Origin of the sequence: Micromonospora sp. NPDC023888 (genome assembly GCF_040639415.1) — a bacterium.
Lineage (GTDB): Bacteria > Actinomycetota > Actinomycetes > Mycobacteriales > Micromonosporaceae > Micromonospora.
In genome coordinates, this window is sequence record NZ_JBEZZW010000006.1 from 187,818 (window position 1) to 212,039 (window position 24,222).

Sequence of the window (24,222 nt, forward strand, 5' to 3'; positions counted from 1 at the left end):
CGACAGGTCACGGTGCCGCACGCTACGTCACGAACCAGGCCGACACCCTCGACCAGCCCTACCGCAGGTCAAGTCCACTATTCGACACTCCGAACCGACAGCTCGCACCTTGCCCCACGCCTGTTCGATACGTAGCGTGATCGCCACGTACCGACCCGACACCTGTCGGTACGTCCGGAACCGGGGCCTGGGGGGAGGTTGCGGACCGTGGATCCGGCCCGGGATCCACGGTCCGCGAGCGCCCAGCGCCACTCAGCGCGGATAGACCCCGTACGCCCGCCAGCCGCGATCCGGGAAACCGGCCGCGTCGGCGACCCGGGCCGAGGCGCGGTTGTCCCGCTCGTGCAGGTAGGTCGGCACCGCCCCCTCGTCGAGGACCCGCCGCGCCGCCTGCGCCACGAGGCGGCGGGCGAGGCCGCGGCCCCGGGCGGCCGGCGCGGTGCCGACGGCCAACTCGTGCCCGTACGCGTCGTGCCGTTTGATCCCGGCACCGGCCAGGTAGGCGCCGTCCGGGTCGCGGACCACCAGCACCGGCCGGTCGAAGAGCCGCAGCCAGGGCGGCAGCCCGGGAGCCGTCGGCGGGGTCCACTCCCCCACGTCGGGAAGCGGCGCGGGGGACACGCTCCATCGGAAGGAGCCGTCGTGCACGCACCAGTCGGGCAGCCCCACGGCCTGCGGCAGCGCGGCGAGGAACCGGCCCGGGGTACGTCTGATCAGCGAGCGGATCGCCGCCACCCGGTCCGGCGCCACGGAGAGCACGCCGCTGCGCCCGGTGTCCACGGCGAGCGCGGGGCGCAGCCTGCCGTCCCAGGCCGGTGCGGCCCGTCGGTGCGAGGCGACCACGTGCAACCCCGCCCCGGCCGGCCACTGGCCGAGCCAGGTGGCCAGGTGCAGTTGGACCCGCCGGTCGAGCATGTCCACCTCCCCCGTCGGTCCACCCGTCGTGGATCACCGTACGCCGGGCCTGCCCGGCCGGGCGGACGATCCCTCAGGGCCGCGCGGGGCACGGTGGCCGGACGCACCGATCGACCGTCATATCTATTTCCTTACCTGGACACCTTTGTTTGCAACGGTAGGGCCATGCCGAATGAGCCGTACCACCGCTATCAGCAGGACCCCGAGCGATGCTGGCGCGCGGCGGAGCCCACCGGCGGCGTCCCGCCGCAGCCGCGCTACCGGAATCCCCGGATGGTCGGCGGGGGCGTCCTGTCGTGGGCGGGGCTGAACAAGCTGCCCGTCGGCAGTTCCAGTCGGCACCGTCTCAACACGCACTGAACCCACCTGTCGAGAGGAGCCGGCGGTTCGTCCGGGCGGCGACACACCGGGGAGGTCCAGCGAGGGCTTTCGCACACCTGTCGGGTAATTTCTTGTGGTCCGGCATCCCGGCCTACGACAGGAGAAGCTCCGCGCATGGGCAAGAAGACGATCCACGTCTCCGACTTCACCGGCACGGTTCTGCAGCAGGACGACGAGGTGGTCCGCGTCGTCGTGCTGGAGCACCCGGACCTGGTCGCCGGGCCCGTGCAGTTGGACGCCACCCCGGGCGAGGTGGAGCACATCGACGACGCCGCCCTGGACGTGGCGGTGGTGGAGATCCACGACCGGCATGGTGGCGGCGAGCCGCGCCGGGTGGTGTTGACGGCCAGCGAGTTCGACGCGATGGCGACCGACGTGCCGATGGCGCAACTGTTGCGGACGGCCGAGCGGGTCCGTCCACCGAAGGCCCGCAAGAGCGCCGAGAAGATCGACTACAGCACGCTGGAGCACGCCGGCAAGCCGCACCGGGGCCGGGTCACCGAGGAGGAGGCCCGACTGGTGCGCGAGCGGCTCGACGAGGTCAACAAGCGCCTCGCCGACGCGGGCGTGCGCCAGATCGACCCGGCCGATCCGGAGCACGCCCTGCGCTACGGCTTCCCCGAGGCACCCTGACCGCGGGTGCTCACTTCTGCGGCGTGAAGGCGGCGAGCGCGGCGGCCAGGTCGGCCTCGACCGTCGCCTTGTCCAGGCCGAGATCGGTGAGCACGCCGGCGCCGTCCTCCTGCTCCAACAGGGCGAGCAGGATGTGTTCGGTGCCGATGTAGTTGTGCCCGAGGCGCAGCGCCTCCCGGAAGGTCAGCTCCAACGACTTCCTGCCGCGCACGTCGTACGGGATGAGGTCCGGGACCCGCTCGGCCGGCGGCGGAAGGAGGGCGGCGACCTTCTCCCGGACCACCTCGGGCGTGGCGCCCCGGCCGGCCATCATCTTGGCGGCCAGCCCTTCCGGCTCGGCCAGCAGGCCCAGCACCAGGTGCTCGGGGCGGATCTCGACGCTCCCGCTGGCACGGGCCTCCTCCTGGGAGGACATCACCACGTTGCGGGCCCGGGGTGTGAACCGGCCGAAGGATTCGTTCGGGTCGAGGGGCGCCCCGTCGGTCACCTTCGGCACGAAGCGCTTCTGGGCGGCCTGCTTGGTGACTCCCATGCTGCGGCCGATGTCGGTCCAGGATGCGCCCGAGCGGCGGGCCTGGTCGACGAAGTGCCCGATCAGGTGGTCGGCGACCTCGCCGAGGTGATCGGCGGCGATGACCGCGTCGGTGAGCTGGTCGAGCGCGTCGGTGTGTGCCCTCTTGATGGCCTGGATCAGGTCGTCGAGCTTGACGGTGTTGCTCATCTGGAGAGGATCTGTCATGCGTCAACCATAAGTTGACGATCCGAGTGCGTCAACCCCGAGTTGACGATGTCCGACAGGTGGCGGGCGGGCGGCCCCGATACGGTGGGCTCCGATCGAGCACGGGTCACCGGCGGAAAGGGCGGGCATGCGTCTGCACGTGGGGTGCGCGATGTGGAGCCACCGGTCGTGGCCGGGGCACCCGCTGCCACCGGCCGAGCGGCTGCGGCACTACGCGAGCTGGTGTGACGCCGTGGAGGGCAACACGACGTTCTACGCGACCCCGGCCCGGGACACCGTGTCGTCGTGGGCCGTGCAGACGGACCCCGACTTCCGGTTCGTCCTCAAGCTTCCGAAGGTCATCACCCACGAACGCCGGCTCACCGCCGTCGGTGAACCGCTGCACGCCTTCCTGGACGCGATCGAACCGCTCGGCCCGCGCGTACACGCCCTCTGGATCCAGCTACCCGGCTCGTTCGCCCCCGCCGACGTCCCGACCCTGCGCCGCTTCCTCGGTCAACTCCCGCTGTCGCACCGGTACGCGGTTGAGGTCCGCCATCCCGCGTTCTTCACCGACGCCGACGCGGCCCGGCTGCTGGAGGCCACCCTCGCCGTCGCGTCCGCCGAGTGGATCCCCTTCGACACGACCGCCTTCTTCGCGAGCCCACCGAGCAGCGACGCCGAGCGGGACGCCTGGACCAAGAAACCACGCCTGCCGCTCCGGTCGCTCGCGCTTACCGATCGGCCCATCGTCCGCTACCTCGGCCGGGACGACCCGACCCGCACGGTCGAGGGGTGGCAGCGCTGGATCGACGTCACAGTGGCCTGGCTACGGGAGGGGCGCTCGCCGACGATGTTCCTGCACACCCCGGACAACGCCGACGCGCCAGTGCTCGCCCGCCGGTTCCACGAAGAGGTACGGGCACGCGTGCCCGAGCTGGACGCGCTGCCCGAGCCGACACCTGTCGAGCCGCTGACGCTGTTCTGACCGGGTGGGTCAGCACTGTTCCTTGTCGAGCAGGTCGTCGAGGTGGGCAGCCGTGCTGATCAGCGAGAGATGACTGAACGCCTGCGGGAAGTTGCCGATCTGTTCGCCGGTCGGGGCGATCTCCTCCGCGTAGAGGCCGAGCGGGCTGGCGTAGGTGAGCATCTTCTCGAAGGTCAGCCGGGCGTCGTCGAGCCGACCGGCCAGCGCCAGTGCCTGCACGTACCAGAAGGTGCACATGTTGAACGTGCCCTCGGTGCCGGCGAGGCCGTCCGGCGAGGCCTTCGGGTCGTAGCGGTAGACCAGGCTGTCGGAGGCCAGGCCGGCGTCCATCGCCCGCAGCGTCGACTCCCACATCGGGTCGGTCGGCGAGATGAAGTTCAGGCCGGGCATCGCCAGGAGCGAGGCGTCCAGGATGTCGGAACCGTAGTGCTGCACGAATGCGCGACGCTCCTGGTTGAACCCGCGGGTCATGACCTGCTCGTAGATGGCGTCCCGTTCGCCGGCCCAACGGACGGTGTCGCCGGGGCGCCCGCGGCGGTGCGCGATGCGGATGGCCCGGTCGAGTGCCACCCAGGACAACACCCGCCCGTAGGTGAAGTCCTGCCGGCCGGACCGGGTCTCCCAGATGCCGTCCTCGGGTTGGTCCCAGTGCTCGCAGAGCCAGTCCATCAACCCTGCCGTCTTCCGCCACCCCTCGTACGGCGCGATCAGCCCGTTGCGGTCGGCGAGTTCCAACGAGACGAGCGCCTCGCCGTAGATGTCGAGCTGAAGTTGGCCGGCCGCGCCGTTCCCGATCCGCACCGGCGCCGAGCCCCGGTATCCCTCCAGGTGACCCAACACCTCCTCGGAGAGGTCCGGTGAACCGTCGATCCGGTACATGACCTGCAGGGGCAGGTCGCCGTCCCGGGCCTCGCGGATGCGCTCGTCGAGCCAGAACAGATACTTCTGGGCCTCGTCGGTGAAGCCCAGGCTCAGCAACGCGTGCACGGAGAAGGACGCGTCCCGGATCCAGGTGTAGCGGTAGTCCCAGTTCCGCGGCCCGCCGATCTGCTCCGGCAGCCCGGCGGTGGGTGCGGCGACCAGGGCGCCGGTCGGCGCGTACGTCATCAGCTTGAGCGTCATCGCCGACCGCTCCACCACCTCCCGCCAGCGGCCCTTGTAGCGGGAGCCGCCCACCCACCGCCGCCAGTGGTCACGGGTCTGGGCGAGCAGGTCGCAGGCCTCCTCGGTGCTCATCGCCCGGGGCGCGTGCGGGCAGGCCGTCTCCAGGACGACCCCGCCGATGTCGCCCACGTGCAGGGTGAACGACGCGGACACGCCCTCCGTGTCGCGCCGGATTCCCCTCGCGTCGAATCTCCGTTCCGAGTCCTTGAACGGGGCGAGGGTGAGGGTGAGTGTCGGACTCCGGAAGACGTCGCCCTCGGGATGCACCTCAAGCTCGTACGAGTCGCGCCCGTAGTTGAACCGTGGATGGCAGTCGAAGCGGAACCTCATGGTCCCCCGGACCATCCGTACCAGCCGGATCAACCGGTGCTGGTCGGTGGCGCGTTCGCCGGTGACGGGCATGAAGTCCAACAGCTCCCCCACGCCGTCGGCGCTGTGGAAGCGGGTGATCAGGATCGGCGTACCGGGCAGGTAGAGCTGCTTGCTCGTGTAGTCGACGCCGTCGGGCGTGAGCCGGAAGTGGCCGCCCTTGTCGTGGTCGAGCAGCGACCCGAAGACGCTCGGTGAGTCGAAACGAGGCGCACAGAACCAGTCGACCGCGCCGTCCGCGCTGATCAGCGCGGCGGTCTGAAGATCACCGATCAGACCGTGCGCCTCGATCGCCGGATACCTCGCTTCCACGCCGTCCCCCGCCGTTGGTGATGGCAACGGCGGCGACTACCCGGGATGCGGCGGGCTACACGCGACTTCTCCGAACCCGCCGCCCATCACGGAAGCAAACCTTCCGCAATGGCCGATAGCGTCGCTGTCGACGACATCGACGAAGGGACACCGGGTGAGCCTGCGAGGATTTGCCACACTCAACATCTGGGCGGACGACGTGGAGGCGGCCACCACCTGGTACGCCGATTTCCTCGGCGTCGAGGCGTACTTCATGCGCCCGGGGCCGGACGGACGCCCGGCCTACACCGAGTTCCGCATCGGCGACTACCAGGCGGAGCTGGGCATCATCGACCGCAGGTACGCGCCACCCGGGGCCGCGACGGGGCCCGGCGGCGTGATCATGCACTGGTACGTCGACGACCTCGACGCCACCGTCGAGCGACTGCTGGCGCTTGGTGCCACGGAGTACCAGCCGATCACCCCGCACGGTGACGAGGGGTTCGTCACCGCGGCGGTCGTCGACCCGTTCGGCAACGTGCTGGGCGTCATGAAGAACCCGCACTACCTCGACGTGCTGGCCTCGCTCAAACCGGCCTGACGTGGACGAGTGTGCCAGTCAGTGGGCGGGATTCGGTGTGTGCGGAAGTTTGCCGAGCTGACGCCAGTTGGTCTCCGCGACCTCGACGCCGTAGTGCTTGGCCGCGGCGAGGATGTTCTGGAAGGCCAGGTCCCGGTCCTCGTCGGTGACGCCCTGCACCTGATCGAACCGGGCGATGGCGTTGCGGACGTGACCCGCGTCGGTCATCGGTTCCTTGCGTTCCCGGGGGAACGCGAAGACGGTCTCCGGCAGCTCGCGCTTGTCCTTGCTCGACAGCCCGCCGTGCTTCTCGTGGGGTTTCCAGGTCGACTTCATTCCCCCGCATTACCCGCACGCTGACCGCCAGCACCTCTCCGGCCGACAATTCCCGTCCGGCCGAACCAGCAGAGCGTGCGGGGCACCCGCCGTCGAACTCGACGGCGAGTGCCCCGCGACCTGGGTGGAGATCAGCTCAGCGAGCCGCTACCCCCGGGCTGCACCACACCGTTCACGGTGAGCTGGTACGGCGCGTACTGCCGCACCTGCTCGGTCGGCTCGTCGTACGCCACCACGGCGACGACCTTCGGGAAGGCGTCCAGCACGGCGAGCTCAAGCTTGCCGATGGTGACCTCCGAGCGGCCGTTGGACTCGAACTGCCAGGCGATCGAGTGCTTCTCGTCGATGCCGACGAGTCGCAGGTTCCAGTTGCTGATCGGGGTCGGCCGGATCTCCGTCGGCGAGTCGAACGGAGCCAGGCTGGTGCCGTCGCTGAGCAGCTTCCCGCCGACGGTGATGTCGTCGAGCAGCAGGCCGCCCTCGTTCGTGCCGCCGTCGCTGACGTACTCGAAGCCGAGCAGCACGGTCTTCCCGGCATACGCCGACAGGTCGTACGAGCGCGCCTCGAAGCCGCTCGTCGTGCCGTTGAGCGCCGGACCGCGCGGCCCGTCGACAGTCTTGTCACCGGGGATCGCGGTGTACGTGGCGCCGCCGTCGGTCGACACGGTGACGTAGCCGTAGTCGTAGCCGAACTCCGCGCCGTACTTGGCCTGGAACCGCAGCGTCGGGTCGGCGGTCGGCACGGCGAGGGAGGTGACCGCCGCCGAGTCGAGGCTGTTGGCGTTACCGGAGAAGAGCACGGCGTTGCCCGGCCGGTCCGGGTCCTGGTCGGTGGTCGTCCACGACAGCGGGAGCGCGGGCAGGGTCTTCGCGCCCTGGAACTTCACCGACCGCAGGTCGCGACCGCTGAGCACCTTGCCCTTGGCCGCGCCCAGTTGCACGTAGTCGGCTCCGTTCGGGGCGGCCCCCGGCGTGCCGTTGGCTGTCGTGCCGGCCAGGTTGACCGTGGAGCGCAGGCTCGGCGTGGTGACCCGGCTCTTGGCGACGCCGAGGGTGACGCCGAACTTCGACTCACCGACGAGCTTGTCCAGCAGCGTCATCGACTGGAAGTCGTGGATGACCTGGTAGACGTCGTGGACCCCGACCGTCTCCAGCTCGGCGTCCAGGCTGGCGAGGCCCTGCCGGGCACCGTCGCGGTGCAGCCGGGACATGAAGGCGGCACCGTAGCGGTCGTACAGGAACAGCATGAACGAGTACGCGCTGCCGTAGTCGGCGAGGACCGCGTTCGGGTTGGGGCTCTCGTCCCACAGGGTGAGGGAGTTCTCCGGTCCGCCGCAGTCGCGCGGGTTGGTGTTGTACGGCGTCTGGACCGTGCCGAACCCCTGGTAGCAGTAGAGGTGACTGTCGGCGCCGCGGTCGAAGACGGTGGCCTTCGAGTCGCTGTACCCGGTCAGCGACATGGCGAAGTCGGAGAGGCCCTCGTTGATCCAGTTACCCTCGAACGGGTCCGCGTAGTAGTGCGCGAGGTGCTGCCACTCGTGCGCGAACGTGCCCTCGTAGCTGTTCGGCCGGGCGCCCCGGCTGGTGCAGAGGTCGTTCGTCGGCTCGTCCGGCGGGTTCGCCGTCATGCGGTGCAACCAGTCGAACGCGTCGACGGTCATCACGTTGCGGTCGAGCAGCTCGTTGAACTGCGCGGAGAAGAACCCGGCGATGTACGTCGGGGCCGCCGGGAACGTGTAGTAGTTGTCGTCGCGCACGTTGTCCACGAGCGTGACGGTCTTGTTGCCGGCACCGGTGTAGACCCCGCCGTTGCCGTTGGCGTCCGGCCCGATCTGGGCGTTGGTGCCGTCCCGGTCCGGCGGGGTGCTGAAGGCGTTCGTCTCCTTCGGGTACATGTTCGTGTCGAACTCGTCGACCAGGTGCTTCACCTGCGCGTCGGTGATCTGCGTCGACGACGGCACCTGGGCTCGGCAGTCACCGGCCGGGAACGCCAGGTCGTTGGCGACCCAGACCTCGATGTGCTCACCGACCGCCCGCAGCGTGTAGTCCTTGCGGTAGACCGAGCCCTGGACGTCGTCGAGGCCGAGCCACTGGCGGACCGTGCCGACCGCCGGCGTCTCGGCTGCCGCCTGCTTCCGCGCGCCGGTGCGCGGCTGGTACCGCGAGGGCGTCTCGATCGGCCGACCGTCCAGCGTGAAGTCCTTGCGGGTGAGCTCACGCATGTCACTCGGCGGGGCGACCTTCGGCGCAGCGGCTTCCGCCGACGCGGGCGACGTCGCGGCCACGACGGTGAGGGCCGGTAGGACGAGGACAGCGGCGAGCGCCCCAACCATGCGGGTGCGTGCCATGGAACCTCCTTCGGGTGTGCAACCCGGTTCCCGTGAGTTCGGTCGGGTGTCGACCGCTCACGATGATCACTTGAACCGGAGACACGGTAGCCCGAGGCAACCTTCACCTTCGACGGATTGAGAAAGCGATACATATCACCTAGCGGGAACGACAATCCGTAACATCCGGCTGCCGCACCCGTGGACAGGAGCTACGGACACCGGAAGCAGCCCGGGGCCAGGCCCGTGTCGGCCTGGCCCCGGGGTCTGATCGGTCAGCTACGCAGCGTCCACCGCTGGTTCGCGCCGCCGTTGCAGGACCAGAGGATCACCTTGGTGCCGTTGGCGGTGGCGGCGCCGTTGGCATCGAGGCAGAGCCCGGACTGGGCGTTCGTGATGGTGCCGTTGGTGTTGACGTTCCACTGCTGGTTCGTGCCGCCGTGGCAGTCCCAGATGATGACCGCTGTGCCGTTGGCCGTGCCGGACCCGGAGGCGTCCAGGCACTTGTTGCCGTACACGGTCAACTGCTTGCTGGCGGTCTGGGCCCACCGCTGGTTGGTGGCGCTGGAGCAGTCCCAGAGTTGGGTCTGGGTGCCGTTGGTGGTCGAGGAGTTGGGCACCTCGACACAGCGGCCGGACTGGCCGCCCACGAGCTGCCCGGTCGTACCGCTGCCACCGCCCTGCTGCTGCCGGACGATCGAGGTCGACTCCGCCGAGCGGTTGCCCTGTGCGTCGACGACGTAGAGCCGGTACTCGCCCTGAGTCGTCGGCACGGCGATGGACGTGGCGTTGCCGGCCGCCCTGGTCATCGTCGCTCCGGCGGTGAAGGTGGTCGTGCCGGACGGGGCCAGCCAGACCGACGTGGTGGCGTCGCCGGTGCTCCGGATCGGGATCGACGCGGTGGCACTGGTGACGAACGTGCTGGCCGGCAGCACGTAGTTCGGCGCGGAGAAGTTGCTCGCCGGGATGATGTCCCGGTACGCGTCCTCAAGGCCGGAGTTCGCGGCGATGCCGTACGCCGCCGCGGGCCAGACATAGTCGGAGGAGACGAGGATGTCGGCGACCGTGCTGTTCGGCAGGTTCTTGTTCGAGACCTTGTTGATCGGGCCGTAGATCTGGGTGATGCTCAGATCGTGCTTCCGCCCGAAGTCGTCCGAGTTGATCATCCAGGTGACGTTCTTGTCGATGCTCAGGACGTTGTCGCGGAAGGTGATGAACGCCGATCCCTCGTCCGGGTGCAGACCGTACTTGTGGCCTGACGGAACGCCCTGCAGATAGTTGTTGGTGATCATCGTGCCCGGCTGACTGCCGAGCGTGTAGATGGGGGCCGTGTCACTGAGGCGCTGCACCGTGTCGATGATGTGGTTGTAGCTGATGGTGTTGTTCCGCGCCGTCGTGGTGGGCCGGTTGGGCACGATCGAGCCCGACGATCCGTCGAAGTTCCACCAGCCCCAGCCGAGGGTGATGCCCGACCACGGAGTCCTCTCGATCCGGTTGTGCTGGATGGTGAGCGTGTCCGCGAAGTAGGCCGAGATGGGGCTGTGCCCGTTGAACAGGACGGCACTGTCGTAGAGGTAGTTGTTCTTGATGTCGATGTTCTTCGGCAGCCCCTCGACCTGCGCGGAATACTTCTCCCGGTTGGTCGACGTGCCGTCTCCGATGTAGACGTGCTGCGGATGGCCGACATTGACGGCCGAGCCCGCGATGTCGTTGGTGTAGTTCCCGATCAACTGTGAGCCCTGCACGTCGTTGACCATGCTGATCCCGTCAGCGCCGGTGTGTTGGAACCGGTTGCGCTGGAAGAGGATCCCGTCGGCGTTCTGCACCTGGACCATGCCGGGCGTCACGTCGACGTTGCGGTAGTAGTAGACGTGGAAGTTGCCCTTCGCGTACACCTGCGCGCCGAGGTTGCCCTGCTGCGCCTGCTTGAAGGACGAGCCGGCGACGTTGAACAGGTTCCAGTCGGAGTGCTGGACGGTCAGCCCGGAGAACGTGATGTTGCGCGCGTGGCTGGTCGTCGAGGTGCCCGCGACCCGCAGCAGGGTGGTCACGTTGTTCGGGGCGTAGACCGCCGCGGTCGACATGTTCTCGGCGCTGGCCTTGTAGTAGTAGACCGTCTTGGTGCCCTTGTCGAAGTAGAACTCGCCGGGCGCGTCCAGGAACTCGTAGGCGTTCATGAGCTTGTGGGTGCCGCCGACCTGGGCGTTGCCGTTGAACGAGCCCTGGGCGATCGCCGCACCCGGCTGCTGGAACAGGGCAACCCGGTTCGCGCCGTCGGAACTCGTGGTCACCTGGCGGACGCCCACGATGGCCGTGGTCCAGGTCGTCCCCGTCTCGATCTCGATGTCGTCCTGATTGCGGGGAACGGCCGGGAAATCATTCAGGCTGTATTTCGCGCCATCGCACTGCGACCCCGACTCCCAGGCCCACGCGGCCTGGTTGGCTGTGATGTTGTACGTCCCGTAACAGCCCCCCGAGCTGATCGTCTTCGAGGCCATCACGGCACGCTTGTCATTGACATACAGCGCGCGCAGCTTGTTGGCGCGGTCCAGCGGCGCCTTCCAGATGTTGCCGCTGTGCTGGGTCCACCCGGTCACCTGGACACCGCCGTCGAGGACCGGCTTCTCACCCGGGTAGGCGCCGTAGCTGACCCGGAATCCGTTGGTGCCCGAGTCACTCGCGCCGAATTCGACGGTGCTGCTGATCGGATAACTCCCACCGCGCAGCAACACGTTGATGTCGCCGGTCATGTTCGTATTCACCGTGCGGACGACGTCCCGCGCGCGTTGCACAGTCTTGAATGGGGATTCGATGGTCCCCGCGTTGGCGTCGTTACCGTCGGGGGCGACATAGTAGGTCACCTGGACCGCGGCCGCCGCCGGCAACTGATTTGTCAACACGGCCGGCACTGCGGCGGAGACGAAGACCGCGAGCGCCAACAATGACGTTCGAGCGGTGGACATGGCTGATTTCACGTACTGTTCCTTTCACTTGCCGTCGACGGGATGCCGAATGTGGGTATCGAGCGACGAGCACGGAACAGCGACGCCACTAAGGACTGGCGGAGGGCTGCTGTTGCCCGACCGCACTCTTTTTCCAATCGCTACGAAGCTCTCCCTCGGACTGTATGTCGAACGTGTGACGAATGCAACAGCCAATTAAGAGTGGTCAATGCGCGAAGGCCCCCGTACCGGGCAGAACGCCCGACCTCCACTCACCGACCTGCTGGCATCGTCCGATGAATCCGCGCCGAGGGACCAGGGCCGCCCGGGGGCCGGCCCGGCAGGATGAGTACGAGCGCTCATCCCGCCGCCACCCTCGGCCGGCATGCTCGACGCCATGGCTCCTCCCCACCGAATCACGGTCCCGGTCGATCGAAACCCCGCGGTTTCCCCGCTGCGGCCGGGCGGATGGCCGCGAACACTGCCCCGACGGCCTGCCGGCACCCGTCGTCGCCCCGGCTCCAGGCCCCTGGCCTACGCCGTGCTGGCGCTCTGCCTGCTGTCGGCCGGATGCGCGGAGTACGGCGACGGCGACTCGATCGCACGGGATCAGGCCGCAGCCGAGGCGAAGGCCCTCGCCGAGAAGCTCGGTGGTCAGGATCGGGTGCGGGACGCCGAGTACATCGCCGCGACGCAGATCCTCGAACCGACCACCGTCGGCACGTCGAAACCCCACCGTGAACCGCTGGCCTGGTCAGGCGGCACCTTCGCCGACGAGCAGGCCACCATCGACGTCCGGTTCACGGTGACGGTGGCGGAGAGCCAAGGGAACTTCGGCAACCTCGGCCACTCCGCCGGCCAGGCCATCCGGTGCTACCGCTACCGACTGAGGCTCTACCGCCACGCCTCGTCCGAGGAGATCGACTGCCCGTCCGTGGCGACCCCTCCGGTGCCCACGGCCAAGCCGTACCCGGCGATGCCCGACGACGCGGTCGACCGGCTCACCGCGGCACTGCGCACCGCCACGCCCGACACCCTCGCGGCCACCGTGCGGGCCGCCTTCCCCGAGAAGCACGTCACGGTCGACACGGCCACCCACCAGAACGCCCTCGTCGCCGTGCTGGCCGTGCCCGCCGAGCGGCAGTGTCTCCTGTTGGTCCGCAAACCCGACGGAGCCATCACCGCACCGGGGTACGACCGGGAATGGCTGGAGCCGGGCGAGACGGGTTGCAACACCGGGCTGTACATCTCACCACCGCGTTAGCCGACAACCCACAGGTCCAGCCGTCGGACGCGAGCCCGCCGCGCCCGCGACAGGCTCAGCCGTGAGCTGCCTCGCCGAGGAAGTCGGCGACGATGGCGGCGAGTTCCGCCGGGCGTTCGGCGACCATCGCGTGGCTCGCGCCGGCCAGCTCAAGCACCCGCAGGTGCGGGTTGTCCACAGCGGCGAGTCGTCCCCTGACGGCCCGGCGGTAGGCCGCGTAGACCTCGTGAGACGGCTCCTGCTCGGGTAGGTCCTCGGTGGCGAGGACGAGCAGCAGGGGGCACCGGGCACCCCGGTAGGTGGGGACCAGGTCGAGAGACTCCATCGCCTGCCGCACCTGCCCGGTCAGCTCCGGATCGGGGCGCAGCCGGTGACGGCCGTCGTCGCACGGCACGAGGTTCCGTTCGAAGGCCGCCACCCAGTCCGCCGGATCGGCACCGTACCGCCGGGCCATCGCCTGCTGCCCGGCCAGTGCTGCGGCCAACCGTTCGGCGGTGAGCGGCTCGGCCAGCATCGCGGCCATCCCGTCGAAGACGGTCCGCAGCTTGGCGAGCGCCGTCGCCGCCTACCCCGGGTCCATCCCGGCGAGTTGCTCCGGGCGGCTCGGCGGAGGGTTCCCGTCCAGGCTGACCGCCGGGGCACTCCGGGTGACGCTGCGCCCAGAGAGCGGCCAGCATCCCACCGAGGGAGACCCCGACCAGCGCGGGGCGGTCGAGACCGAGGCCGTCGGCGACGGCGACCAGGTCGTCGAGCACCTCGTCCCACCGCCACGGGCCGTCGCCGGAGCGCCCGTGGCCGCGCAGGTCGAGGGTGACCACCCGGTACGCCTGCCGTAACTCCTCGGCCAGCGTCGTCTGCTGGGCGAGGTTGCCACCCGCGCCGTGCAGCAGCACCAACGAAGGCCCCGATCCACCGAAGTCGCGGTACGCGATCGGCACTCGGCCCGAGCTGATGTGGGGATCAGGCACGTCGGGTTCCTTCCTGGACAAGTCGGTCGCGGACGGCGGCGGACCGCACACCACCCTCGGGATGACGGGCGAGCCTGCCACGCGAGGCCAGGTCGTGAACTCCCTGGCGGGTGATGCCGAGCATGGCGCCGGCCACCGCGTACGACACTGCTTCGGCGGTGGGGTGGCCCACCCGTCGCGCGACGATCTGCCCGAGCGGTGTCCGCCACCAAACGAGGGGCGGGTTGAACGGGCCGTCGCCGGGATAGAGCGTCGAGATCGCCCGGACGATCACGCCGTAGGCCGCCTGCTCGTCCCCGCCGACCATCGTGGTGGCCCAGGAGCGTGCCCGCTCTCGGACGACGGTCCGCAGCGAGTCGACTGCCGGGTGGCCGTCGACCAGGATCTCCAGCGGGTCGAGCAGCCGAACGTCGATCAAGCTGACGAGCTGCGCGACAAGTCCCTCATCCGGTGGCGGCACACCAACCCCCTTCGCTTGACACCCATGGTCAAGCGCTTGACGGGCAATGTCAAGCATGGCGGATGTCGTCTCGAATGCCGACCGGCGTTGCCCGTGACAGCGTGCGCTCCTCTCGGGTCTACGGGACGACCGGGAGCATGTCGTCATCACGGCCGGTCTGGGGCAGTCCCGCGGCTGCGGCGATGGCCTGAACGGCCTCCTCCAACCCGGTGCTCTCCGGCAGGACCAGCTCGTCGGACCAGCCGAGAACGTCGTGCGCGGCGTACCAACCGCTCATCTGCTCGGCGCTGAACTCACTCACCTGCGGACGCGTGAGGTGCCGCCGCAGCGTCTCGGGCAGGGACACATCGAGGTAGCAGAACAGCGAGCGCCCCCGGTGACCGTCCCGCAGGCCCGTCAACATGCTCCGATAGCGATCGGTGTGCATGATGCCGTCCAGCACCACGTGGTAGCCATGGTCGAGCGCGAACCTGACGGTCTGCCCGATCAACGCCGGTGCCGCGCCGCCGGGTCTGTCCCGCTCCCGGAGCACGATGCGGCGCAGGTAGTCCTGCTCAACCAGCGCACAGCCCCGGCCGTGCCGGCGCCGTAGCTCGCGAGCGATGCTGCTCTTGCCCGAGCCGGAGTTGCCGCGGACGCAGACGAGGATCGTCTCCGGACTGCCGGTCGGGACCACGTCAGCGACCACGGTCCCCCCTGGAGTCAGTCGTCACGGACGACCAGTCTGAGGGCAGCAACGACCAACTGGGTGAGGTCAGCGAGTTGGTTCTCCGCGAGGATGACGCCAGACAGGTTGCCGAGTGGGGTTTTGAGCCCGCGGAGTTGGTTGCCTCGCAGGTCGACCCCGCCGAGGTGGCAGGAGTCCAATTCCAACCCGACGAGGTCGCAGGACCGCAGCGCGATCCCGGGCAACCGGCAGGTGGACCAGACGCCGTGGGTGAATGTGCAATCGGTGAAGGCGACCGAACCGACGGCGGCTACGCGCTCGAAGGTGGTGTAGTCGAAGCGGCATCCGTCGAACAGGACGTCCTTGAAGCGCACGTCGGTGAGCCTGGTGCCGGTGAACCGTGAGCCGGTGATGGCGCACCGTTCGATGGAGACGCCGGTCAGGGCCGCGCCGGAGAAGTCGGTGCGGGTGATGTCGCAGCCGTAGAGGCGGCCCGCGTCCCAGGTGCTCTCGCTGAGATCGCCGCCGGTGATCATGCTGCTTCGGATGCTTGGGTCCTCCAACTGCGCACCGCGCCACGACACGCCCTCGACGAGAGCCTCCGTGAGGCCATCAGCCAGGTCGGTTACTCGGTCGAGATCCTCCGGATCGAGGTCCGGTAACAGGATCTTGACGTCGCCGACTGTCGTGGTACGCACGTCTTCTCAACCTGTGGTGGAAGGAAAGGTCTCGCCAGCTCCTCGACGAGGATCTGCGCGACGCGAGCATGACAAGCCAGCAGGACAGAAGTCCGACCACATAGGTCGGTTCGGTGGAATCACCTTGCCCGAATCCGCGCCAGAGTGGTCGACGTGGCCGTCGCGGCTCGTTTCCGCCCGCTCCGAGCCGATTGATACGACCCCACAGAGTCACCAGAGGCGTAGTGGCTGCGTGACACGGAGGATTTCGATGGCGTTGCTGGCCCGACTCGCAGGTCAACTCGGAGCGCTGCGGGAGACGGTGGCGACGGATGCTCTTGGGCACCTGCTGTCGGACCCGAATGCGGCGGCTGCCCTCACGGCGGCGATCGGGTCGGGGGTCGCCGAGTTACCCCGACCGCTGCGCTATCTCACCCAGGCGGCGGACGGCGACAGTCGGCCGGATGTCGTCGGGCGGGATGAGCATCGCGAAGTCGTCCACGTCGAGGGCAAATTCTGGGCCGGGCTGACAGATGCACAGGCGAACGACCGATACCTTCAGCGCCTGCTGGACCAACACAGGAGCAGTGGCACCACCAACCCGTGCCGGGGTGCTCTGCTGTGGGTGTGCCCGCAGCGACGCGTGGAGTCGCTCTGGCGCGAGGTCTGCCACACGTCGGAGGCCGACCCGCGCCCCGTCGCTGGTCGGTGGCGTTTCGCCGACACCCGGTCCGGCCAGGTGGTCGCCCTGACCGATTGGGTCGCCGTGTGTGACGTGCTCGAACAGGCAGGTGGAAAGAACCTCGCCGAGGACGTCCGCCAGTTCCGCGCACTGATCGAAGAGGTCGACCGGCACGGTTTCGTCCCGTGGTCGGTGAGCGACCTGACCGATCAGCACGCTGCCCGGCAGTGGGTCGCGATCCGCGACGTCGCCGGGACAATCCGGTCGGTGGCGCAGAAGAATGGCGTCGCCACACGCGCGACCGCCACGAGGAACTCAAACGCCTCCGGGGCGATGTGGGGCGGGCCCGTGATGCGCCTGGCGAACATCTACACCGGGCTGGTCGTGTCGCTGCCGCTGTTCGCCGAGTACGGCCTCAGCCCGCTCTGGCTGCGTTGGTGGTACGGCCCAGCGGAAGTCGCCCGCCGCGCATTCCCTGGTCAGACCGTCGAGCGCCGCAACGGCTGCGCCCTGCCGGTGCCGTTCGCCCCTGGTCGCCTCGAATCCGAGGTGGTGGACGACGCGGTCGCGTTCCTCGCGGAGTGCGCCGAGCGACTCGCCGCCGCCGTTCGCCCGAGCGACGCGCTCGACTTCCTGGAGGATGAGGGACTTGGAGTGGACGGCGACGCCGAGTTGCCGGAACCGGGCTGACAGGTGCCTTTGACGCCCACCGGCGTACGCGAAAAAGGCCCTGGCCCGGTGTGAACCACCCGGTCAGGGCTTTGATCGTTGGTGCGCCGCCAGGGACTCGAACCCCGAACCCGCGGATTAAGAGTCCGCTGCTCTGCCAGTTGAGCTAGCGGCGCTCGCCGGCAACGGGAAGAGACGTTAACACCGCCCCGGGTGGACGCGTCGGCGACCCCACGCGTGCGGGCCGGCCGACCTTGCGACCTCCAGCGCACGTACCACCGGCTCCGAAACTTTCGGCGGCGCTTTGCGAGCGAATTTCCCTTGCGGTAGGCCAATTCCCTGCCAGCCCACTCCCGGCACACATTGACACGTACCGATGTACTCCTTACAGTCACCAAACATATACCGAAAGTTTACCGGAACTACCTGGTGACCAGGAGGAACCCAAGAGATGTCGCAGCTCGTCCTGTTCGCAATCGACATCTGCGCGGTGGCGCTGCTCGTCTTCGGGCTCTACTTCCCGCGGCACCGACGGCGCGACCTGGTCGTCGCCTACCTGGGGGTCAACGTCGGCGTCCTCGCGGTGGCGAGCGCACTGAGCGCCAGCGACGTCGGGGCCGGGCTCGGGCTGGGGCTGGCGCTGTTCGGGGTGCTCTCCATCATCCGGCTCCGGTCGACGGAACTCGACCAGCACGAGGTCGCGTACTACTTCTCCGCTCTCGCGCTCGGCATTCTCGGCGCGCTCAGCACCACCTCGGTCTGGCTCAGCGGCGGCCTGATGGCGCTCATCGTCGCGGTGATGTTCGTCGGCGACCACCGGCGGATGCTCCGGCACTACCGGCACCAGATCATGGTGCTCGACTCCGCCGTCACCGACCAGGTCGCTCTCGTCGCCCAACTGGAGCAGCTACTCAACGCCCGGGTGCACACCGCCACCGTCCAGCGGCTGGACATGGTCAACGAGACGACCATCGTGGACGTTCGTTACTCGGTCGCCGGGCGCAGCGGGGCGGCCCGGACCACCAAACCGGCACAGGCTGGGGCGGTCCGGTGATCCCGTCGTCGCTGAGCGGACTGGAGCCGATCGCGCTCGCCGCACTGATCGAGCGGGCCGCCCTGCAGTGCCGGGTGGACCGCAAGTACGTGGTCGCGGTGGACGAGGTGCCGCACCTGCTGGATCAGCTCACCCCGTACGCCCGGGTACTGGACATCCACGGCAAGCGCGTCTTCGCGTACGAGTCGGTGTACTTCGACACGCCGAGCCTGGCCAGCTACCACTGTGCGGCGTACCGGCGGCGGAGGCGCTTCAAGGTACGGACGCGCACCTACCTCGACTCCGCGCAGTGCTGGCTGGAAGTCAAGATCAGCGGGGCGAGAGGGCTCGTCACCAAGCACCGGCTGCCGTATCTCGCCGAGGACCGGCACACCGTCCGGTCCGGGCGCGGGTTCGTGGACGAGGCGCTCGTCCGGGAGTCGATCTGGCCCGACCTCGCCGCCAGCCCGCTTGAGCCCGTGTTGACCACCAACTACCGCCGCAGCACTCTGCTGCTGCCGGCGACCGCGAGTCGAGTCACCATCGACACCGGGCTGACCTGGCACGACGGTGACCGCACCCTACGGCTGCCGGGCATCGCCGTGGTCGAGACCAAGACCAGCTCGGCCGCTTCGCTCGTCGACCGCATGCTCTGGCAGCGCGGGATCCGGCCCGTCCGCATCTCGAAGTACGCCACCGGCCTCGCTGCGCTGCGCCTGGACCTGCCCGACGTGCCGTGGCGACGGACGCTGCGCCGCCACTTCCGCGCCAGCCCGCCTCTGGTGGGTGCGGCGTCGACCGTCCCCACCCGATCAGAACAGGAGGCATCGTGCGCATGACCGTCCGCAGCACCCGTGTTCCGGCGGCCTTCCGGGCCGCCGGGATCACCGCCGCCACCATCCTCGTCGCGGGCCTCCTCGCGGTGTACTCACCCGCGGCCGGCGCCGAACCAGCCACCGGCACCCACCCGGTGGCCGGCGCGCCCACCGGCCCCGACACCGGGAAACCGTCCGCCGGTTGGACCGGCACCGGCCTGGACAGGGGCACGGCGGCTGCCGATGCCCTCGCCGCGGCGGCCGCGGCGGACGACCTGGTCGGCGACATCGTCTTCTCCGTTCCCAGCGGCACCTTCCGGGGGGAGGTGGCGGTGACGCTGAGCAGCACCGTCGTCGGCGCGCAGATCCGCTACACCACGAACGGCGCTCCGCCCACCGCCCAGTCGTCGCTCTACTCGGGCTCGGCGTTGCGCTTCACCCGCACCACGCAGTTGCGGGCACAGGCGTTCGTCGGTCAGACCCCGACGGGTGCGCCCGGCACCGCCATGTACGCCGCCCAGAACGTCACCACCACCCACGACCTGCCGGTGGTGCTCATCGACTCGTACGGTGCCGGCCGGCCCGACCGCGAGTACCTCGACGCCACCGCCATGATCTTCGAACCGGGCGCCGGCGGCACCACCTCGCTGGCGGCCGCCCCGACGGTCAGCACCCGGACGGGTTTCCGGTTGCGCGGCAACTCGTCCGCGACGTTCGAGAAGACGCCGTTCCGCCTCGAGTTCTGGGACAACGAGGACGACGACGCCGACTACCCGGTGCTGGGCATGCCCGCCGACTCGGACTGGGCGTTGCGCGGTCCGTTCACCGACAAGGCGCTGATCCGGGAGGCGCTCGTCTACGACCTCGGCCGGGAGATGGGGCTGCCCGCCCCGCGTTACGCGTTCGCCGAGTTCTACCTCAACACCGACGCCGCTCCGGTGGCTGCCGGCGACTACCTGGGCGTCTACATGATCGTGGAGACGATCAAGAACTCCAAGGACCGCCTCGACCTCAAACAGTTGGACTCCGACGACGTGACCCTGCCGAAGATCCAGGGCGGGTACATCTGGAAGTTCGAGTGGATGGCCGCCGAGGAGCCCACGTTGCCGTGCACCGGGCCGGCCGCCACCTGCTGGAACTACCTTGAGGTGGTCGACCCGTCGCCGTTGCAACCGCAACAGCGGGACTGGCTGCGCGGTCACCTCCAGGAGTTCAACGACGTGCTGCACGCCTCGAACTTCGCCGACCCGACCACCGGGTACCGCAAGTACATAGACGTCGACTCGTTCGTCGACCTCATGATCGTCAACGAGCTGAGCCGGGAGATGGACGCGTACGTGCGCAGCTCCCACTTCTACAAGGACCGGGACAGCAAGATCTTCGCGGGTCCGCTGTGGGACTTCGACCTGAGCTTTGGCGTCGGTGGGTTCTTCAACAACGACCAGGTGTCGGGCTGGCAGCACCAGCAGACCAGGCAGCCCTCGGCAAACGACTGGTTCGCCCAGTTGCTGCGGGATCCCGCCTTCGTCAACCAGGCCCGAGCGCGCTGGCAGACGCTGCGACGGGGCCTGCTCTCCGACACCGCGCTCCAGGCCCGGATCAACGCTCTCGCCACCCCACTGACAAACGCGGCGCAGCGCAACTTCCAACGCTGGCCCAACCTGACCTCGCCGACGGTCAGCTTCTTCCGCACCCCGACCTCACCCACCTGGCAGGGCCAGGTCCAGGTGATGCAGGACTGGATGCTGCGCCGAGCCGCCTGGTTGGACTCCACCGCCGGCTGGGGTGGGTCCGTCACCACGCCGCCGCCCTCCCCCACGACACCGCCGCCGTCCCCCACGACCCCGCCACCGTCACCCACGACCCCGCCACCGTCGCCGACGACCCCGCCGCCGTCGGCCGGCTGCACCGCCGCCCACACGGTGACCAGCCAGTGGACCGGCGGGTTCCAGGGCGAGGTACGGGTCACCGCGGGGACGTCGGCGATCAACGGTTGGACCGTGACGTGGACCTACGCCAACGGGCAGAGCGTCACCCAGGCGTGGAACGCGACAGTCACGAGTCAGGGGTCCGCCGTCACCGCCCGCAACGTCGCCTACAACGGCACCCTCGGCGCGGGCGCCAGCACCACCTTCGGTTTCCTCGGCTCGTCCACCGGCACCCTCAGCACACCCACCCTGACCTGTAGCGCGATCCGCTGACCAGGTCACCAGGCACGAACCGCCCAGGGCCGGTCGCGACGACCGGCCCTGGGCCGTTGCGAGCCAGCCCGACGACCGGCCCCGAGCGTGTCGACCCGGGCCGGGACGACGATGGTCCCGGCCCGGGTTCCGGTCACCTGATGGAGAAGTCGGCCAGCCGCAGCGGGGAATCGAACACCAGGTACACGTCGTGGGTGCCGGCGGCGCGGGCCAACTCGGCGCTGACGCTGACGTACCGGTAGTCGTCGCCGGTGCTGGGCACGGTGGCCGTGCCGAGCAGCCGCCCGGTGGGCGAACCCAGGCGGACCTGGATCGTGCCGGCGTCCGCGCCGGCCTTGGCGACCGTGGCCGTCAAGGTGTGCGCGCCCGGACGCAGGGCGGAACCCGCGAACGAGATCCATTGGCCGGCCGCGGTGGCACCGACGGCCGTACCCTGCGCCTTCGTCTCGTCGACAAGCCGGACCCCGGCGTACCCGTCGAAGTTCTCCGCCCGGGTCGGCCGGGACAGATCCCGGGCCGGGACCGTCTCACCGCGCACCCGAACCGCGGCGCGGGCCCGGATGTCCTCGGCGGACGCCCCCACCATCAGGTCGTAGGTGGACGATTCGACAACCCACCGGCTGCGGGTGACGTCCCAGTGGGCCAGCTCGGCCGCGGGCAGCCGCAACGTCACGGTCCGGGTCTGCCCGGGTGCGAGTTCCACCCGCTGGAAGGCCTTGAGCTGACGGATCGGCGTCGTGACCCGCGAGGTGCGCTGGTGGGTGTAGAGCTGGACCACCTCGGACCCGGCCCGGCTGCCGGTGTTCGTCACGTCGACGCTCACCGTGATGGTGCCGTCGGCCGCGACCGGTCGGTCGCCGGTACGCGCCTGCCCATACCGGAACCGGGAGTACGACAGCCCGTGGCCGAACGGGTAGAGCGGCTTCGCGGTGCTGTACAGGTAGGTCTGCCCGGACGAGATGATGTCGTACTCCAGCAGGTCCGGTGGCAGTTGCCCGTCCGAGCGGTACCAGGTCTGGGTGAGCCGGCCGGACGGGTTGCGGTCGCCGAACAGGACGTCGGCCACGGCGTGCCCGGTCTCGGCGCCCGCGTGGGTGGTCCACACGATCGCCGGGACGTGCTCCTGCTCCCAGGTCATGGTTACCGGGTAGCTGGTCTGGAGCACCAGAACGGTACGCGGGTTGGCCTTGACGACGGCCTTGACAAGCGCCTCCTGGCCGGCGCTGAGGGCCGTGGAGGCGCGGTCGTGCGCCTCGCGTCCGTTGATGAACGGGTTGCTGCCCACGACCAGCACGGCGGTGTCGGCCGTCCGGGCCGCCGCGACGGCCCGGTCGATACCGCTGCTGATCACCTCGCGGCTGAAGCGGGTCGCGTCCGCCGCGGTGGACGCGCCGAGCTTGAGCGCACCGTCGTCGCCGACCGTGACGTACTTCTCGGGGGCGAACCAGCTCTCCTTGGTCTCGTAGCCGACGTAGCGCAGCACCACGGTGCCGTCGTCCTGCGGCTCCAGCTTGAACTGCTGCTGGACGTACCAGCCGTTCGGCTGCTCGTCGCGGGTGATGAACGGCCCCCAGTTGTAGCCGAGGTAACGACCGTTGGCGGCGTTGCGCAACGTCACCACGTCCTGGCCCCAGTCCACCACGTCGAACTGGGCCTCGGGCGTCGCCGTGGCACCGGTGGCGGCGACCGGGTCGGCGTCGGTGGTGCCGGTGGCCGTGACGTACCGGCCGGTCGCCGCGTCCTTCAGGGCGATCCGGTCCGCCCCGTCGAGCCCGCTGACGCTTGCCGAACTCCCCAGCCGTTCGCGGATCCCGTCGAGCGCGGTCACCTCGTACGGCAGGTCACCGCCGTACCAGTCGGAGTAGAGGGTGTCCGCCAGTGGACCGAGCACGGCCACCTTGCGGGTGCGGGCCGGGTCCAGCGGAAGGGCCTGCCGGGAGTTCTTCAGCAGCACCATCGCCTCACCGGCGGCCTGCCGGGCCAGCCGCTGGTGTTCCGGGCTGTTGATGACGTCCGGGGTGATGCCGCCGTGGCGGCCACCGCCCGGGTCGAACTCACCCAGCCGGAACCGCACGTTCAGGATCTCCCGGATCCGGGCGTCGATGTCCGCCTCGGTCAGCAGGCCGGTCGCCAGCGCCTGCTTGAGGGCCGTCACCGTCGGTTGGGCGTTCGTGTCGTCGGTGATGAAGCTGTTGAGGCCGGCCTTGACGATCGCGGCGTTCGCCTCGGGCTGGGTGGCGTAGTAGCCCTGGGAGGCGACGAGGTTGTTGGGCGCCCAGGCGTCGGTGACGTTCATCAGCGGCTGGTCCGTCCAGCCGCGTACCACGGTGGCCAGGTCCGGATCCACCGTGGCGGGACGCCCGTTGATCAGGTTGTACGCGGCCATCACGCCGGTCGCCGCGTCGGCCGCGATGGCCGGCTTGAACGCCGCGCGCTCGTACTCGTTGAGTACCCGAGGCGGCACGTTCGACGACGTCACGTCGCGCCGGATCTCGTTGTTGTAGGCCAGGTAGTGCTTCAGGGTCGGGGCACTCTTCAGGTGCTCGGGATCGCCGCCGGTCATCCCCGAGCCGTACGCGGTGGACATCGCGGCGGTGAGCAGTGGGTCCTCGGAGTAGCCCTCCTCGTTGCGCCCCCAGCGGGGGTCGCGCAGCAGGTTGACCACCGGTGCCCAGAGGTTGAGACCCCACACCCGGGGATTCTGCGCGTGATAGCCACGCGCCTCGTCGCCGACGGCCGAGCCGACCCGGTTGATCAGGTCGGTGTCCCAGGTGCTCGCCATGCCCACCGGCTGGGGAAAGGACGTGCCGCGGGCCTTGACGACAGCGCCGTTGTTGTCGATGTCGGTCGACCAGGCCACCCCGTGCAGGGCCTCGGTGCCGGTCTTGAACAGGCCGATGCCCAGCCGGGGAACGGCCGGCTGGTACTGGTGCAGCCAGGAGATCTTCTCGTCCAGGGTGAGCCGGCCGAGCAGGTCGTCGACCCGGGCGTTCACCGGCAGGTGCGGATCGCGGAACGGGTAGGTGGGCTCGGCGAGGGCGGTGCCGGGAACGGCCGGTAGGGCCAGTAGGACGAGCGCGAGCACGGCGATTGCGCGCCGAAGGCGCTTGTTCCCCATTTGCTTCTCCTCATGTCGTACGAC

20 protein-coding genes, 1 tRNA gene and 1 pseudogene are annotated in these 24,222 nt (G+C 69.4%); 10 read left to right on the plus strand and 12 right to left on the minus strand.

What is annotated here, in order from left to right:
• Nucleotides 1-252: 252 nt before the first annotated feature.
• Nucleotides 253-915: a GNAT family N-acetyltransferase gene (locus AB0F61_RS07775; RefSeq protein WP_357804900.1), complete on the minus strand. Its 663-nt coding sequence runs from the start codon at nucleotides 913-915 to the stop codon at nucleotides 253-255.
• 165 nt (nucleotides 916-1,080) lie between these two features.
• Here AB0F61_RS07775 and AB0F61_RS07780 point away from each other — a divergent pair, with 165 nt between their 5' ends.
• Together AB0F61_RS07780 and AB0F61_RS07785 are read left to right on the plus strand one after the other, a co-directional pair.
• Nucleotides 1,081-1,275 carry a DNA repair protein gene (locus AB0F61_RS07780; RefSeq protein ID WP_357804903.1) on the plus strand — a complete coding sequence of 65 codons (195 nt, stop codon included), beginning with the start codon at nucleotides 1,081-1,083 and terminating at the stop codon, nucleotides 1,273-1,275.
• A 135-nt stretch (nucleotides 1,276-1,410) separates the two neighbouring features.
• Entirely contained in the window at nucleotides 1,411-1,929 is a 519-nt protein-coding gene (locus AB0F61_RS07785) for a hypothetical protein (RefSeq protein WP_357804906.1), read from the plus strand.
• Nucleotides 1,930-1,939: 10 nt separating this feature from the next.
• On the opposite strand, the gene AB0F61_RS07790 is transcribed toward AB0F61_RS07785, so the two are convergent.
• Nucleotides 1,940-2,668 carry a Clp protease N-terminal domain-containing protein gene (locus tag AB0F61_RS07790; protein WP_357804909.1) on the minus strand — a complete coding sequence of 243 codons (729 nt, stop codon included), beginning with the start codon at nucleotides 2,666-2,668 and terminating at the stop codon, nucleotides 1,940-1,942.
• A 151-nt stretch (nucleotides 2,669-2,819) separates the two neighbouring features.
• Here AB0F61_RS07790 and AB0F61_RS07795 point away from each other — a divergent pair, with 151 nt between their 5' ends.
• The gene (locus AB0F61_RS07795; RefSeq protein ID WP_357805045.1) at nucleotides 2,820-3,635 is read left to right on the plus strand and encodes a DUF72 domain-containing protein; all 816 of its coding nucleotides are present in this window, start codon (nucleotides 2,820-2,822) and stop codon (nucleotides 3,633-3,635) included.
• Nucleotides 3,636-3,644: 9 nt separating this feature from the next.
• Here AB0F61_RS07795 and AB0F61_RS07800 read toward each other — a convergent pair whose 3' ends face one another.
• A complete protein-coding gene (locus AB0F61_RS07800; protein ID WP_357804912.1) occupies nucleotides 3,645-5,480 on the minus strand; it encodes a glycoside hydrolase family 15 protein in 1,836 nt (611 codons plus the stop codon).
• A 154-nt stretch (nucleotides 5,481-5,634) separates the two neighbouring features.
• Between AB0F61_RS07800 and AB0F61_RS07805 the strand changes: the two genes are divergently transcribed.
• The gene (locus AB0F61_RS07805; RefSeq protein ID WP_357804915.1) at nucleotides 5,635-6,060 is read left to right on the plus strand and encodes a VOC family protein; all 426 of its coding nucleotides are present in this window, start codon (nucleotides 5,635-5,637) and stop codon (nucleotides 6,058-6,060) included.
• An 18-nt stretch (nucleotides 6,061-6,078) separates the two neighbouring features.
• Here the strand turns inward: AB0F61_RS07805 and AB0F61_RS07810 are convergent, their stop codons facing one another.
• The 3 genes from AB0F61_RS07810 to AB0F61_RS07820 all read right to left on the minus strand — a co-directional run bounded on the left by AB0F61_RS07810 (nucleotide 6,079) and on the right by AB0F61_RS07820 (nucleotide 11,677).
• Complete coding sequence (locus AB0F61_RS07810; protein ID WP_357250826.1) at nucleotides 6,079-6,375, minus strand: DUF6582 domain-containing protein; 297 nt, start codon at nucleotides 6,373-6,375, stop codon at nucleotides 6,079-6,081.
• Between the two features lie 131 nt (nucleotides 6,376-6,506).
• The gene (locus AB0F61_RS07815) at nucleotides 6,507-8,723 is read right to left on the minus strand and encodes a choice-of-anchor J domain-containing protein (RefSeq protein ID WP_357804919.1); all 2,217 of its coding nucleotides are present in this window, start codon (nucleotides 8,721-8,723) and stop codon (nucleotides 6,507-6,509) included.
• A 254-nt stretch (nucleotides 8,724-8,977) separates the two neighbouring features.
• On the minus strand, nucleotides 8,978-11,677 hold the full coding sequence (locus AB0F61_RS07820) for a ricin-type beta-trefoil lectin domain protein (protein ID WP_357804922.1): 2,700 nt from the start codon (nucleotides 11,675-11,677) through the stop codon (nucleotides 8,978-8,980).
• A gap of 508 nt (nucleotides 11,678-12,185) precedes the next feature.
• Between AB0F61_RS07820 and AB0F61_RS07825 the strand changes: the two genes are divergently transcribed.
• Nucleotides 12,186-12,908: a hypothetical protein gene (locus AB0F61_RS07825; protein WP_357804925.1), complete on the plus strand. Its 723-nt coding sequence runs from the start codon at nucleotides 12,186-12,188 to the stop codon at nucleotides 12,906-12,908.
• Between the two features lie 149 nt (nucleotides 12,909-13,057).
• Here AB0F61_RS07825 and AB0F61_RS07830 read toward each other — a convergent pair whose 3' ends face one another.
• From AB0F61_RS07830 to AB0F61_RS07845, 4 genes are all read right to left on the minus strand, one after another.
• Nucleotides 13,058-13,957, minus strand: coding sequence for an alpha/beta hydrolase (locus tag AB0F61_RS07830; RefSeq protein WP_357805048.1), 900 nt, complete (start codon nucleotides 13,955-13,957; stop codon nucleotides 13,058-13,060).
• A complete protein-coding gene (locus AB0F61_RS07835; protein WP_357804928.1) occupies nucleotides 13,869-14,336 on the minus strand; it encodes a hypothetical protein in 468 nt (155 codons plus the stop codon). The genes AB0F61_RS07830 and AB0F61_RS07835 overlap by 89 nt, the downstream gene beginning before the upstream one ends.
• 118 nt (nucleotides 14,337-14,454) lie before the next feature.
• Nucleotides 14,455-15,024 (minus strand): kinase, encoded by a 570-nt coding sequence (locus tag AB0F61_RS07840; RefSeq protein WP_357804932.1) that lies wholly within the window; start codon nucleotides 15,022-15,024, stop codon nucleotides 14,455-14,457.
• Nucleotides 15,025-15,038: 14 nt separating this feature from the next.
• Nucleotides 15,039-15,701, minus strand: coding sequence for a pentapeptide repeat-containing protein (locus AB0F61_RS07845; RefSeq protein ID WP_357804934.1), 663 nt, complete (start codon nucleotides 15,699-15,701; stop codon nucleotides 15,039-15,041).
• Between the two features lie 250 nt (nucleotides 15,702-15,951).
• Here AB0F61_RS07845 and AB0F61_RS07850 point away from each other — a divergent pair, with 250 nt between their 5' ends.
• Nucleotides 15,952-17,052, plus strand: coding sequence for a hypothetical protein (locus AB0F61_RS07850; protein WP_357804937.1), 1,101 nt, complete (start codon nucleotides 15,952-15,954; stop codon nucleotides 17,050-17,052).
• A gap of 79 nt (nucleotides 17,053-17,131) precedes the next feature.
• Here the strand turns inward: AB0F61_RS07850 and AB0F61_RS07855 are convergent.
• Nucleotides 17,132-17,207 (minus strand) — tRNA-Lys (locus AB0F61_RS07855).
• A gap of 275 nt (nucleotides 17,208-17,482) precedes the next feature.
• Between AB0F61_RS07855 and AB0F61_RS07860 the strand changes: the two genes are divergently transcribed.
• From AB0F61_RS07860 to AB0F61_RS07875, 4 genes and pseudogenes are all read left to right on the plus strand, one after another.
• Nucleotides 17,483-18,085, plus strand: coding sequence for a DUF4956 domain-containing protein (locus AB0F61_RS07860; protein WP_357804939.1), 603 nt, complete (start codon nucleotides 17,483-17,485; stop codon nucleotides 18,083-18,085).
• Nucleotides 18,082-18,903: a polyphosphate polymerase domain-containing protein gene (locus AB0F61_RS07865; RefSeq protein ID WP_357804941.1), complete on the plus strand. Its 822-nt coding sequence runs from the start codon at nucleotides 18,082-18,084 to the stop codon at nucleotides 18,901-18,903. Before AB0F61_RS07860 ends, AB0F61_RS07865 begins: the two co-directional genes overlap by 4 nt.
• Nucleotides 18,900-19,361, plus strand: a pseudogene (locus tag AB0F61_RS07870) (chitobiase/beta-hexosaminidase C-terminal domain-containing protein); the annotation flags it as partial. The gene AB0F61_RS07865 and the pseudogene AB0F61_RS07870, both read left to right, overlap by 4 nt.
• Before the next feature lie 129 nt (nucleotides 19,362-19,490).
• On the plus strand, nucleotides 19,491-21,080 hold the full coding sequence (locus AB0F61_RS07875; protein WP_357805051.1) for a CotH kinase family protein: 1,590 nt from the start codon (nucleotides 19,491-19,493) through the stop codon (nucleotides 21,078-21,080).
• Nucleotides 21,081-21,213: 133 nt separating this feature from the next.
• On the opposite strand, the gene AB0F61_RS07880 is transcribed toward AB0F61_RS07875, so the two are convergent.
• The gene (locus tag AB0F61_RS07880) at nucleotides 21,214-24,198 is read right to left on the minus strand and encodes a glycoside hydrolase family 3 C-terminal domain-containing protein (protein WP_357804943.1); all 2,985 of its coding nucleotides are present in this window, start codon (nucleotides 24,196-24,198) and stop codon (nucleotides 21,214-21,216) included.
• Nucleotides 24,199-24,222: the final 24 nt, after the last annotated feature.